The following is an 11665-nucleotide window of genomic DNA, read 5'->3' on the forward strand; positions in this document are numbered from 1 at the left end:
TCATGTCCCGTGTTTTTACGGCTTCCGTCGCCGCAAATCAATCTGCTCGCGGAAATGCCAAGACCAAGATCAGTGATGGTTACCGCCCCATAAAATATGCCCGGCAGCGCGCCGGGCATATACTGTTTTCGGCAGGTTAGATCGGCTCGATCAGGCCCTGCTTATTTAAGAGCGGCGGTCGTTACATCGGTCGTGTAGCCACCATCCGGCTGCTTGGTGATGATCTTCTGGTCGAGCAGCGCCTTTACCGTGCGCTCGTAGGTCGCCATGTCCAGCTTGCCGTCGCCGATCAGCTTTGCCACTTCGCCCATCATGCGCTTCTGGTGGTTCTCGTCCTGGCCGCCATTGTCCATGACGATCTCTGCGGCTTCTTCCGGGTTCTCGATCGCGTATTTCCAGCCCTTCATCGAAGCGCGCACGAACTTGACCATGTTCTCCTTGAACTTTGGATCGGCCAGCTTTGTGTCGAGAGCGTAGAGCCCGTCTTCCAGAAGGTCGTTGCCGAGCTTGGTATAGTTGAAGACGACCAGATCTTCGGCCTTGAAGCCGGCGTCGATCGCCTGCCAGTATTCGTTATAGGTCATGACGGAGATGCAGTCCGCCTGCTTCTGGATCAGCGGCTGGACGTCGAAGCTCTGCTTCAGAACCGTCACGCCATCCGTACCGCCCTCGGTCTTCAAGCCGATCTTGTTCATCCAGGCAAAGAACGGATACTCGTTGCCGAAGAACCAGACGCCGAGCGTCTTGCCCTTGAAATCGGCTTCCGTCTTGACCGGGCCGTCCTTCGGGCAAATCAGCTCGAGACCGGACTTGGCGAAAGGCTGGGCGATGTTGGTCAGCGGTACGCCCTTTTCGCGGGCAACCAGCGCGCCGCCCATCCAGTCGACGATCACGTCGGCGCCGCCGCCGGCGATCACCTGTTCCGGAGCGATATCGGGACCACCCGGCTTGATCGTCACGTCAAGGCCTTCCTCCTCGTAGAAGCCCTTGTCCTTGGCCACGAAATAACCGCCGAACTGGCCCTGGGCGACCCATTTCAGCTGCAGCGTCAGCTTGTCGGCGGCGAATGCATTGGATGCAGCGAGCGAGAACGCTCCCGCCATCAGTGCCATGATCATCTTTTTCATTGTCGTTTCCCTCTTTTGTTGCCGCCCCCGTTTTCGGGATGCGGATCGTCAGCGACTAACCCCCACGGTTAGACGGATGCCAGAATGTCGTTGCTCTCTCGGCAAGGGCGACGACGCCATAAAAGAGCGATCCGGCGAGCGCCGCAACCGCGATTTCGGCCCAGACCATGTCGACATTCATGCGCCCGATCTCGGTGGAGATGCGAAAGCCCATGCCGACGATCGGCGTGCCGAAGAATTCCGCAACGATGGCGCCGATCAGCGCCAGGGTGGAGTTGATCTTCAGCGCGTTGAAGATGAACGGCATGGCGGCCGGAAGCCTGAGCTTCATCAGCGTCTGCCGGTAATCCGACGCATAGGAGCGCATCAGGTCACGCTCCATCGATCCGGAGGCGGAAAGCCCGGCCACCGTGTTCACCAGCATCGGGAAGAAGGTCATGATCGTGACGACGGCCGCCTTCGACTGCCAATCGAAACCGAACCACATGACCATGACCGGCGCGACGCCGATGATCGGGAGCGCCGACATCAGATTGCCGATCGGCATCAGTCCCGCGCGCAGGAAGGCGAAGCGATCGGCAAGGATCGCCACCACGAAGCCCGCGCTGCAGCCGAGGATGTAGCCCGCCAGCACCGCCTTGAAGATCGTCTGCTGCACGTCCGCCCAAAGGATGGACAGCGCGGCGGCAATCCGCAGCCCGATCGAGGAGGGCGGCGGCAGGAGGATGAAGGGCACGCCGAAGCCGCGGGTGAGCGCTTCCCACAGGATCAGCAGCCATGCGCCGAAGATCGCCGGGATCGCAAGACCCAGAAGCCCATCCGCAAACCTGGAACGGGTCCGGATCTCCGACAGGAGACTGACGCAGCGCCATGCCAGCAGCCAGTTGGCGGCGATCATCAGGAAGAACGCCATTGCCGCCTTGCCCTCGTTTCCGGCAAGGCCTGAAATCAGGATGCCGGTCGAGAGGTGGCAGAAGACGAAGATCGCTGCCGCGAGAAACAGGGGCGGGAGCGGCAGAAACGAAACGACCGCGCCTGCAATCGACAGAGCGAAGATCGCAAATAGTGCCATCGGTGCTAAACGCGCCACCGCATCGGGATCGAGGAGCGGAAGGGTCGCAAGTGCGGCGAGCGACAGCGCCAGGGACAGCCAGCCCTGCCATGACGTGAGGAGGGAGGTTCGCATCAGCGCGCTCATGTCGGCTTTCCTCCCATGTTGCGGTTGACGATCTTTCCGGCGATCCCGACCACCGCCACCAGAAGCGATGCCAGCACCGAGCCCGCGACCAGCGCCGCCCAGATGTCGATCGTCTGGCTGTAATAGGCGCCGGCGAGAAGCTTGGAGCCGATGCCGGCGACAGCACCGGTCGGCAGCTCACCGACGATCGCGCCGACGAGACTTGCAGCAATCGCCACCTTCATCGAGGTAAACAGGAACGGCACCGAGGCCGGGACACGCAGCTTCCAGAAGGTCTGTGCGGCGCTGGCATGATAGGTGCGCATCAGATCGAGCTGGATCAGTTCCGGCGAGCGCAGGCCCTTCACCATACCGACTGCGACGGGGAAGAACGAGAGGTAGGTGGAGATCACTGCCTTGGGCACCAGACCGGAAATCCCGATCGCGCCGAGCGTGACGATCACCATCGGCGCGACGGCAAGGATCGGCACGGTCTGCGACGCGATGATCCACGGCATTAGGCTGCGGTCGAGCGCGCGCACGTGGACGATGCCGACCGCGATCAGGATGCCGAGAAGCGTGCCGAACCCGAAGCCCGCAAGCGTCGAGGAAAGGGTGACCCAGGCGTGATAGACGAGGCTGCGGTTGGAGTTGAGCTTGCGCAGAAACGTGTTCTCGAAAACATTCGACGCCACCTGGTGCGGCGCCGGCAGGATCGGCTTCGGCTGCGACATCGTCTTGCCGAGGAATTCCATCGGCGTCGAGGTCACACTGGCGCGCCGGTCGAGATCGCGCTGGAATGGCGCGTTCATAAAATACGCGCCGACATACCAGATCGCGACGATGACAAGGACGACGGTTGCGACGGGGAGAATGCGGTGACGGAAGAGGGTTTCCTTGTGCATCAGCCCTTCGCCCCCATCAGAACCATGGCAGCGACCCCGAGCCCGACGCCGGCCAGCTGCTGCGGCGTCAGCTTCTCGCCGAAGACCGCAAAGGCGATGACATTGATGAGAAGCAGCTGCGCGATCGCCGAAACGGAAATGGCGAGCCCCAGCCCGCCCTCGCGCATCAGCTTCACCATCATCAGGTTGCCGACGCAGTAGAGCACCAGCGACAGCAGGAGAAGGAGGATGTTGCTGGAGGCGATATAGGCGCGCGAGGCGGTTGCCGCCGCAAGAAATGTCGCCATGGCGCCGCACAGCCAGAGCAGGAAGGCAGCGTTCATGGGGAGATCTCCCAATGAACGCCTTTTGCCGCCGGAAGAGACCGAGCCTTCAGCGTGAGAGAAGAGTGCAAATCCCTATTCCTCATAGCTGTGCCCCGCGCGGAGACCTTCGCGGACCCGGTGAGCGATCGCCAGGAATTCCGGCGTCTCGCGGATATCCAGCGGGCGTTCCTTCGGCAGGGTCGAGGTGATCACGTCGGTCACCCGCCCGGGCCGCGGCGACATCACCACGATCTTGGTGGAGAGGTAGACCGCCTCGGGGATCGAGTGGGTGACGAAGCAGATGGTCTTTTGCGTCCGCTCCCAGAGTTTCAGGAGTTGCTCGTTCAGATGGTCGCGGACGATCTCGTCCAGTGCGCCGAAGGGCTCGTCCATCAGAAGGAGATCGGCATCGAAGGCGAGCGCGCGGGCGATTGAGGCGCGCTGCTGCATGCCGCCGGAAAGCTGCCACGGATATTTCTTGCCGAAGCCCGCGAGATTGACGAGATCGAGCGTCCGCTCGATGCGGCTCGCGCGTTCTGCCGTCGAGTAGCCCATGATTTCGAGCGGAAGGGCTATGTTGTTCTCAATCGTCCGCCAGGGATAAAGGGCAGGCGCCTGAAACACGTAACCGTAGGAGCGGCTTTTGCGCGCCTCCTCCGGCGTCATGCCGTTGACGAGGATTTCGCCCGAGGTTGCCCGTTCCAGATCGGCGATCACCCGCAGAAACGTTGTCTTGCCGCAGCCGGAGGGGCCGATGAAGGAGACGAAGTCGCCCTTCTTCACGTCGAGATCGACATCAGACAGCGCATGAACCGGCCCGTCGCCGGTCTCGAAGGTGAGGCCGAGATTTCTCGCGGAAACGACGGAGTAGGTCATGGGCGCGCTCCGTCGTAAGCGTGGCTGATCGTTTGAAGGGCCGGGTTTTCTGGTATCATGGAGCTGCACATCCGGCCGTCGGCGCCATGAAGGCGGCCGCGGCTCCGCTGGAGAGGGGGAATTTCAATGGACACGTCATCAAGACCGACCTGCCGTATCGTCAGGCCCGACGCTGCCTATGACGGCAAGCAGGGCCTCACCTATGTGCAGGGCATTTCGGCCGAAACGGTCGGCTCCAAGGGCATCTGCATGCATCTTCTGACCATTCCGCCGGGGGCAAAAGCCAAGGCGCATCTGCACGAGACCCACGAGACCGCGATCTACATGCTCTCCGGCTCCGCCGACACCTGGTATGGCGACCGGCTGGAGAACCACGTCGTGCTGCATGCGGGCGAGCTGATGTACATCCCGGCCGGCGTTCCGCATCTGCCGGCCAACCGGTCGGGCACGCCCTGCACCGCGATCATCGCGCGCACGGATCCCAACGAGCAGGAAAGCGTGGTCCTGCTGCCGGAACTGGACGCGCTGGTGGACTGAGCCACCCGCCTGCGCTCCATGGGGTATCGCTGTCATCAAGCCGCTCATACGCCTGATGCCGGGATGCCAGCGCGTTCCACCTTGCGCGGCGCGGTGATCTCCTTCCAGGCTGACAGCGCCCTGCTGACTGCCGGGAAGGGCGGCCGCGACACGAACTTGCCGTCGCCCGGCTTGGTGCGGATCTCGCCATTGGCATAGGCGACGTTGCCGCGCGACAGCGTGAAGCGCGGCAGCCCGGTCACATGCTTGCCTTCGAAAACGTTGTAATCGATCGCCGATTGCTGGGTTGCGGCGGAGATCGTCTTTGAGGCCTTCGGGTCGAGCACCACGATATCCGCGTCGGCTCCAACAAGGATCGCGCCCTTCTTCGGGTAGATGTTGAGGATCTTGGCGATATTGGTGGAGGTGACCGCAACGAACTCGTTCATGGTGATGCGGCCTGTCTCGACGCCGTGCGTCCACAGCATCGGCAGGCGGTCTTCAAGGCCGCCGGTGCCGTTCGGGATCTTGCGGAAATCGCCGCGCCCGGTACGCTTCTGCTCCGTGGTGAAGGCGCAGTGGTCGGTCGCCACCACCTGCAGCGAACCGGACGCCAGGCCCGCCCAAAGCGAATCCTGATGGCGCTTGTCGCGGAACGGCGGCGACATCACGCGGCGGGCTGAGTGATCCCAGTCTGGATGGGCGTATTCGCTCTCATCGAGCGTCAGATGCTGGATCAGCGGTTCGCCATAGACCCGCATGCCGGACTGGCGCGCGCGCCTGATCGCCTCATGCGCCTGTTCGCAGGACGTGTGCACCACATAGAGCGGCACGCCCGCGGTATCGGCGATGATGATGGCCCGGTTGGTCGCCTCGCCCTCGACGGAAGCGGGGCGCGAATAGGCATGCGCCTCTGGCCCGTCATTGCCCGCATCCATCAGCTTCTGCTGCATGGCGGCGACGATATCGCCGTTTTCCGCATGCACGAGGGGCAGGGCGCCAAGCTCGGCGCAGCGCGAGAACGAGGCGAACATCTCGTCGTCATTGACCATCAGCGCGCCCTTGTAGGCCATGAAGTGCTTGAACGTGTTGATGCCATGGTTGCGCACCACCGCCTTCATCTCGTCGAACACCTGCTCGCCCCACCAGGTGATCGCCATGTGGAAGGAATAGTCGCAGTGCGCGCGGGTCGCCTTGTTGTCCCAGCGCTTCAGCGCATCAAGCAGCGACTGGCCCGGCTCGGGCAGGCAGAAATCGACCACCATCGTGGTGCCGCCCGAAAGCGCCGCGCGCGTGCCGCTATCGAAATCGTCGGCCGAATAGGTGCCCATGAACGGCATTTCCAGATGCACATGCGGATCGATCCCGCCCGGCATCACGTAGGCGCCTGACGCATCCAGAACCTCTTCGCCCCGGAGATCCGGCCCGATCTCGACGATACGACCACCCTCGATCTTCACATCCGCCTTGTAGGTGAGGTCGGCTGTCACGACAGTGCCGTTCTTGATGATGGTGGTCATGGCTCGCTCCCTTATTTTATTGTGGCGATTGGCAGCACCGATTGCCGCAGGCCGATAATACTGATCAACGCACTCTCAAGTCGCTGCATCTCGTCGTCACCGAGATGCCCAATGATCTGACGGATCGACGCCTTTCTAAGGTGGGTCATCTTGTCGGTCATGATCTGGGATATTGCCTGCAGCCCGTTCGATGCTGAGGGCGTCAGGGTCGGTCGAAAATCCGGAGAGTCAGAGAGAAACGTCGTCAGCGGGCATAGGAGAAGCGTGACGTGGCCCTCGATGAACTCGTCGGCGTGGACGATGACAGCGGGTCTTGGCTTGCCAAGGTCACCCTGAAACGCTGCAGTGACCATGTCGCCTCGCTTCAAATTCACGGCCGGTCCCAGTCTTCAGCAGGACTTTCGTCAGTGAATTCGATGATGCCAGCCTTGCGATCCGCCTCTGCCGATGCCTTCGCCTGCAGCGCCGCCCGCAATCGATAGACCTCGCTGGTAAAGTCCGGCACCCAAACCTCGATCGGCCGGTAGCCCTTGCGGATCAGCTCGGCGCGTTCTTCCTCAGAGACTTCGCGTGGCCTGCCCATGTCATCGCCTCCTGTCACTGATGGCGCGATGCCGCGCTATGGACGAGTTTTCCGGATCGGGCGGCAGGTGACGGCCGGCACGCTGTCAGACCCACATTTCCGCGTCGCGCTGACGGCGCGCAGAGGCTCGAAATCAGGGTTTTCCGGTGCCGTTGACATGCGGCTGGCTCCGCTTTTGCTGCCGGCTTCGAGTGTAGCTCGGATCGGCTCATGCCACAATCTCCGCCGTTTCCAGCACCGCATGCAGCAGCACGTCGCAGCCGGCTGTCGCCCAGTCCTTGGAAATCTCTTCGGCCTCGTTGTGCGAGACGCCGTCGACGCAGGGGCAGAAGATCATCGTCGAGGGTGCCAGTCTTGCCGCCCAGCAGGCATCGTGGCCGGCGCCGGAGATGATGTCCAGGTGGCTGTAGCCGAGCTTGACCGCGGCATCGCGCACGCGCCCGACCAGAACCGGATCGAAGATGACCGGATCGAAATGACCGACGGCTTCCACCGCGCAGCCGACGCCGAGCGCTTCGCAGATCTCGATTGCGCCCGCCTCGATCTTTTCCCGCATGCGGTCGAGCTTTTCCTGCGTCGGCGTGCGCATGTCGACGGTAAAGGCGACCTTGCCGGGCAGCACGTTGCGGGAATTGGGCGAGAAGAACGCCTGGCCGACGCCGGCGACAGCGCCCGGCTGCTCCGCCATCGCCACGTCCTGCACCAGTTCCAGAATGCGGCCGAAAGCGAGCCCCGCATTGACGCGCCGGTCCATTGGGGTGGAGCCGGTATGCGCTTCCTTTCCCGTCAGCGTGAATTCCAGCCACCACAGGCCCTGGCAATGGGTGACGACGCCGATCTGCTTTTGCTCGGCTTCGAGGATCGGGCCCTGCTCGATATGATATTCGAAATAGGCATGCATCTTGCGGGCGCCGACCTCTTCGTCGCCCAGCCAGCCGATCCGCTTCAGCTCGTCGCCATAGGTCTTGCCGTCCGGATCCTTGCGGCTATAGGCGTAGTCGAGCGAATGAACACCGGCAAACACACCGGAGGCGAGCATGGCCGGCGCAAACCGCGCACCTTCCTCGTTCGCCCAGTTGGTAACGACGACAGGATGCTTCGTCTTCACCCCGAGATCGTTCATCGAGCGGATAACCTCGAGCCCTGCCAGGACACCGAGCACGCCATCATATTTGCCGCCGGTCGGCTGGGTATCGAGGTGGGAGCCGATATAGACCGGCAGCGCATCCGGATCGGTTCCGGCGCGGGTCGCAAACATCGTGCCCATCGTGTCGGTGCCGACGCTCATGCCGGCGTCTTCGCACCAGCGCTTGAACAGGTGGCGCCCTTCGCCGTCCTCGTCGGTCAGGGTCTGGCGGTTGTTGCCGCCGGCAATACCGGGGCCGATCTTCGCCATCTCCTCCAGCATGTCCCACAGCCGGTCGCCGTTCACACGCATGTTCTCGCCCGGTGCTGCCGCCATCATCCTGTCCTCACCCGTTATGCCTGCTTGAGCCGCGTTCCAGACCGACGTTTGCACGATCTGAAACATCGGCATTGCGTTTGTTTTGTCTGTGATCGATAATTTGACCGACTGGTAAAACATACAATGTCCCGACCGCCACTCAAGCCGTAAATGACGAAAAATACTCGCCTATTTTCGCGCCACATGCCCTGAAAATGGGCCTCGTGATACGAATCTGGATCAGCGTTTGGGACTGCAAGACAGGATACGGATGGCCATTCCACGAGCGGCGAAAACGCAGCGGCGCACCCGCATCCAGGAGGAGAAGGAAGAGGTCATTCTCGAGGCCGCTCTCGAGGTGTTTTCGGTCAGCGGTTTCCGCGGCACGACGATCGACCAGATCGCCGAGGCGGCCGGCATGTCGAAGCCGAACCTGCTCTATTATTTCCGCACCAAGGAAGCGATACACCGCCAGCTGATCGACCGGGTGCTCTCCACCTGGCTGGAGCCGCTCCGGGCTTTCGACGCCACGGGCAATCCTGCATCGGAAATCCGCTCCTATATCCGCCGCAAGCTCGAAATGGCGCGCGATTTCCCCCGCGAAAGCCGTCTTTTCGCCAACGAGATCCTGCAGGGCGCGCCGCATATCGAGGACGAGCTGAAAGGACCGCTGAAAGACCTGGTCGATGAAAAGGCCGACGTCATCCGCGCCTGGTCGAAAGCCGGCAAGATCCGCACCTGCGACCCTTATCACCTGATCTTCTCGATCTGGTCCACCACGCAACATTACGCCGATTTCGACGTCCAGGTCCGCGCCGTCCTCGGCCAGGACCGGGACGACGAGGACCGTTTCGAGGATGCGGCGCGGTTTCTGGAGGGGCTGTTTCTGGAGGGGCTGAAGCCCTAGGGCTTCCCGGAGGACTTTGCGTCTCAAGCGGCAGCCGATGTTGCATCTCCGGCGGCAGCCGTCTTGGCGAGGCGTCCCTCACACACTCCCTCATTCCTGTGCCTTTCACAGGAATCCAGGCTGCCCAAGTCCTTGGGCTAAGGAGAGCCTTCCCGCGCCGCAGACGCGACGCTGCTGGATCCCTGTGACGAGCACAGGGATGAGGGTGGAGAGAGCTTTTGCGCCTCAAGCGGCAATGGCTCCAGCGTCCTAAGCGACAGCCGACTTGGGATCACAAGCGGCAGCCGTCTTCGCGAGCGGCCCTCCCACACTCCCTCATTCCTGTGCTCGTCACAGGAATCCAGTCAGCCCAAGTCCTTGGGCTGAGAAGACCCTTCCGCGCCGCGGACGCGACGCTGCTGGATCCCTGTGACGAGCACAGGGATTAGGGTTTGGAGAGGGTTCAGGGTGCGGAGAGGGGGATGAGGGCGGATAGGGGTGAGCCCTGAGCCCTGAGGGCGGAGAGGTACCGATCCAGGGGAGCGTGCCGGGAAAGCCTCACGTGCAGAACCCCCGAAACAAAAAAACGCCGGCGCGAGGCCGGCGTCTTCGTTGTCCTTGGGAGGACGTTGTGTCTTAAGCGGCAGCGGACTTTGCGAGCGGCACTTCCGAGATCGTCTTCAGAACCTGCGAGGCGATCGCGTAGGGGTCGCCCTGGCTGTTCGGACGGCGGTCTTCGAGGTAGCCCTTGTAGCCGTTGTTGACGAAGGAATGCGGCACGCGGATCGATGCGCCACGGTCGGCAACGCCGTAGGAGAACTTGTTCCACGGAGCCGTTTCGTGCTTGCCGGTCAGACGCAGGTGGTTGTCCGGGCCGTAGACGTCGATATGGTCCTGCAGGTTCTTGTCGAACTGCGCCATCAGCGCCTCGAAATACTCCTTGCCGCCCACTTCGCGCATGTACTTGGTCGAGAAGTTGCAGTGCATGCCGGAGCCGTTCCAGTCGGTGTCGCCGAGCGGCTTGCAATGGAACTCGATGTCGATGCCGTACTGTTCCGTCAGACGCAGAAGCAGGTAGCGGGCCATCCAGATCTGGTCGGCGGCGCGCTTGGAGCCCTTGCCGAAAATCTGGAATTCCCACTGGCCCTTGGCCACTTCGGCATTGATGCCTTCGTGGTTGATGCCGGCTGCGAGGCACTGGTCGAGATGCTCTTCAACGATTTCGCGGGCAACCGAACCGACGTTCTTGTAGCCGACGCCCGTGTAGTACGGACCCTGGGGAGCGGGGTAGCCGCTTTCCGGGAAGCCGAGCGGACGGCCGTCTTCGTAGAAGAAGTATTCCTGTTCGAAACCGAACCATGCATCTTCGTCATCGAGGATGGTCGCGCGGCTGTTGGACGCGTGCGGGGTAACGCCATCAGGCATCATCACTTCGCACATGACCAGCGCACCGTTGGTGCGGGCCGGATCCGGGTAGATGGCGACCGGCTTCAGCACGCAGTCGGACGAACGGCCTTCGGCCTGATTGGTCGACGAACCGTCGAAGCCCCACAGCGGCAGCTGTTCCAGCGTCGGGAAGGTGTCGAATTCCTTGATCTGCGTCTTGCCACGCAGGTTCGGGACGGGGGTGTAACCGTCGAGCCAGATGTACTCGAGCTTAAACTTGGTCATATTTTATCTCTCAGGCCGTGGTGTTCATGGTTGAGCCATCCAGAGACTGCGACGCGAAAGCGCTGCATCCCGGGCATGGGACATAGAACGCACATACCGTGCCAGTTTTTGTCGTTGCCCGAAAATCGCGATAAAAAAGTCGTATGATTGGCCGGGCTTACATGTCTGCGGGTGACGACTGTAACGCCATCATCCCAGCCCGTTTGAAAATCAATCGATTTTTCGCGCACCCACCGGGGGTCTTGAAACAAGGAATTCTGCTTCGCGTCTGAGTTCCGCCGACGAAACTATATCGCCCTGAGCTCGTTTGCTTTCATTCGTGCCTAGCGCCGAACAGGCAAATGATGTAAAATAGTGCAGAAAGCACAAAAAATGTGCATATCTCTGGTTGGTATGCGTTTGAGTGCGCATTGAGGAGGAGGCGATAGGATGGTTATTGGCATCCATCGTGAGACAGCGCAGATCCTGCAATTTCCATTGACGCCACGGATCCGTCTTGAGAACGGCGCCACGGTGCCGGTCGGGACCTACCCGGTCGCGGTGCAGGACCACTGCTGGTATCATGAAGAAGCAGTGAGCAGTGCGCTGGTCGACACCAAGCCGGAACAGGGGCCGAAACCCTGCTGAGCGTTGCGGGCCATCGCCGGATGGCCGA

General features: G+C 61.9%; 13 protein-coding genes. 3 read left to right on the forward strand and 10 right to left on the reverse strand.

Going from position 1 to position 11665, the window contains the following annotated elements:
• Positions 1 to 161: 161 nt before the first annotated feature.
• From AC0JZ8_RS10905 to AC0JZ8_RS10925, 5 genes are all read right to left on the reverse strand, one after another.
• The gene (locus AC0JZ8_RS10905; RefSeq protein WP_062455262.1) at positions 162 to 1127 is read right to left on the reverse strand and encodes an ABC transporter substrate-binding protein; all 966 of its coding nucleotides are present in this window, start codon (positions 1125 to 1127) and stop codon (positions 162 to 164) included.
• Positions 1128 to 1182: 55 nt separating this feature from the next.
• Entirely contained in the window at positions 1183 to 2325 is a 1143-nt protein-coding gene (locus AC0JZ8_RS10910; protein ID WP_471892481.1) for an ABC transporter permease, read from the reverse strand.
• Complete coding sequence (locus AC0JZ8_RS10915) at positions 2322 to 3209, reverse strand: ABC transporter permease (protein ID WP_430242852.1); 888 nt, start codon at positions 3207 to 3209, stop codon at positions 2322 to 2324. The genes AC0JZ8_RS10910 and AC0JZ8_RS10915 overlap by 4 nt, the downstream gene beginning before the upstream one ends.
• On the reverse strand, positions 3209 to 3532 hold the full coding sequence (locus AC0JZ8_RS10920) for a hypothetical protein (RefSeq protein WP_471892482.1): 324 nt from the start codon (positions 3530 to 3532) through the stop codon (positions 3209 to 3211). Before AC0JZ8_RS10920 ends, AC0JZ8_RS10915 begins: the two co-directional genes overlap by 1 nt.
• Before the next feature lie 75 nt (positions 3533 to 3607).
• Positions 3608 to 4390 (reverse strand): ABC transporter ATP-binding protein, encoded by a 783-nt coding sequence (locus AC0JZ8_RS10925; RefSeq protein ID WP_113165703.1) that lies wholly within the window; start codon positions 4388 to 4390, stop codon positions 3608 to 3610.
• A 126-nt stretch (positions 4391 to 4516) separates the two neighbouring features.
• Here AC0JZ8_RS10925 and AC0JZ8_RS10930 point away from each other — a divergent pair, with 126 nt between their 5' ends.
• Positions 4517 to 4927, forward strand: coding sequence for a cupin domain-containing protein (locus AC0JZ8_RS10930; protein ID WP_113165702.1), 411 nt, complete (start codon positions 4517 to 4519; stop codon positions 4925 to 4927).
• A gap of 44 nt (positions 4928 to 4971) precedes the next feature.
• Here AC0JZ8_RS10930 and hydA read toward each other — a convergent pair whose 3' ends face one another.
• From hydA to AC0JZ8_RS10950, 4 genes are all read right to left on the reverse strand, one after another.
• Positions 4972 to 6426 (reverse strand): dihydropyrimidinase, encoded by a 1455-nt coding sequence (hydA, locus tag AC0JZ8_RS10935; protein ID WP_113109909.1) that lies wholly within the window; start codon positions 6424 to 6426, stop codon positions 4972 to 4974.
• An 11-nt stretch (positions 6427 to 6437) separates the two neighbouring features.
• Positions 6438 to 6800 (reverse strand): type II toxin-antitoxin system PemK/MazF family toxin, encoded by a 363-nt coding sequence (locus AC0JZ8_RS10940; RefSeq protein ID WP_244476124.1) that lies wholly within the window; start codon positions 6798 to 6800, stop codon positions 6438 to 6440.
• Entirely contained in the window at positions 6797 to 7009 is a 213-nt protein-coding gene (locus tag AC0JZ8_RS10945; protein ID WP_062582715.1) for an antitoxin MazE-like protein, read from the reverse strand. The genes AC0JZ8_RS10940 and AC0JZ8_RS10945 overlap by 4 nt, the downstream gene beginning before the upstream one ends.
• Before the next feature lie 208 nt (positions 7010 to 7217).
• Positions 7218 to 8471, reverse strand: coding sequence for a Zn-dependent hydrolase (locus tag AC0JZ8_RS10950; protein WP_471892483.1), 1254 nt, complete (start codon positions 8469 to 8471; stop codon positions 7218 to 7220).
• Between the two features lie 253 nt (positions 8472 to 8724).
• Between AC0JZ8_RS10950 and AC0JZ8_RS10955 the strand changes: the two genes are divergently transcribed.
• Positions 8725 to 9360, forward strand: coding sequence for a TetR family transcriptional regulator C-terminal domain-containing protein (locus tag AC0JZ8_RS10955; protein WP_430257462.1), 636 nt, complete (start codon positions 8725 to 8727; stop codon positions 9358 to 9360).
• Between the two features lie 615 nt (positions 9361 to 9975).
• Here the strand turns inward: AC0JZ8_RS10955 and AC0JZ8_RS10960 are convergent.
• Positions 9976 to 11010 carry a glutamine synthetase beta-grasp domain-containing protein gene (locus AC0JZ8_RS10960; protein WP_062455284.1) on the reverse strand — a complete coding sequence of 345 codons (1035 nt, stop codon included), beginning with the start codon at positions 11008 to 11010 and terminating at the stop codon, positions 9976 to 9978.
• A gap of 429 nt (positions 11011 to 11439) precedes the next feature.
• Here AC0JZ8_RS10960 and AC0JZ8_RS10965 point away from each other — a divergent pair, with 429 nt between their 5' ends.
• On the forward strand, positions 11440 to 11637 hold the full coding sequence (locus tag AC0JZ8_RS10965; protein ID WP_062455286.1) for a DUF2735 domain-containing protein: 198 nt from the start codon (positions 11440 to 11442) through the stop codon (positions 11635 to 11637).
• Positions 11638 to 11665 lie beyond the last annotated feature (28 nt).

This window comes from Velazquezella soli, from assembly GCF_977018685.1.

Coding starts and splice junctions, on each gene's coding strand:
- AC0JZ8_RS10955 (WP_430257462.1), top strand. CDS start 8,725: ATGGCCATTCCACGAGCGGCGAAAACGCAGCGGCGCACCCGCATCCAG.
- AC0JZ8_RS10915 (WP_430242852.1), bottom strand. CDS start 3,209: ATGCACAAGGAAACCCTCTTCCGTCACCGCATTCTCCCCGTCGCAACC.
- AC0JZ8_RS10920 (WP_471892482.1), bottom strand. CDS start 3,532: ATGAACGCTGCCTTCCTGCTCTGGCTGTGCGGCGCCATGGCGACATTT.
- AC0JZ8_RS10945 (WP_062582715.1), bottom strand. CDS start 7,009: ATGGGCAGGCCACGCGAAGTCTCTGAGGAAGAACGCGCCGAGCTGATC.
- AC0JZ8_RS10950 (WP_471892483.1), bottom strand. CDS start 8,471: ATGGCGGCAGCACCGGGCGAGAACATGCGTGTGAACGGCGACCGGCTG.
- hydA (WP_113109909.1), bottom strand. CDS start 6,426: ATGACCACCATCATCAAGAACGGCACTGTCGTGACAGCCGACCTCACC.
- AC0JZ8_RS10905 (WP_062455262.1), bottom strand. CDS start 1,127: ATGAAAAAGATGATCATGGCACTGATGGCGGGAGCGTTCTCGCTCGCT.
- AC0JZ8_RS10925 (WP_113165703.1), bottom strand. CDS start 4,390: ATGACCTACTCCGTCGTTTCCGCGAGAAATCTCGGCCTCACCTTCGAG.
- AC0JZ8_RS10960 (WP_062455284.1), bottom strand. CDS start 11,010: ATGACCAAGTTTAAGCTCGAGTACATCTGGCTCGACGGTTACACCCCC.
- AC0JZ8_RS10930 (WP_113165702.1), top strand. CDS start 4,517: ATGGACACGTCATCAAGACCGACCTGCCGTATCGTCAGGCCCGACGCT.
- AC0JZ8_RS10965 (WP_062455286.1), top strand. CDS start 11,440: ATGGTTATTGGCATCCATCGTGAGACAGCGCAGATCCTGCAATTTCCA.
- AC0JZ8_RS10910 (WP_471892481.1), bottom strand. CDS start 2,325: ATGAGCGCGCTGATGCGAACCTCCCTCCTCACGTCATGGCAGGGCTGG.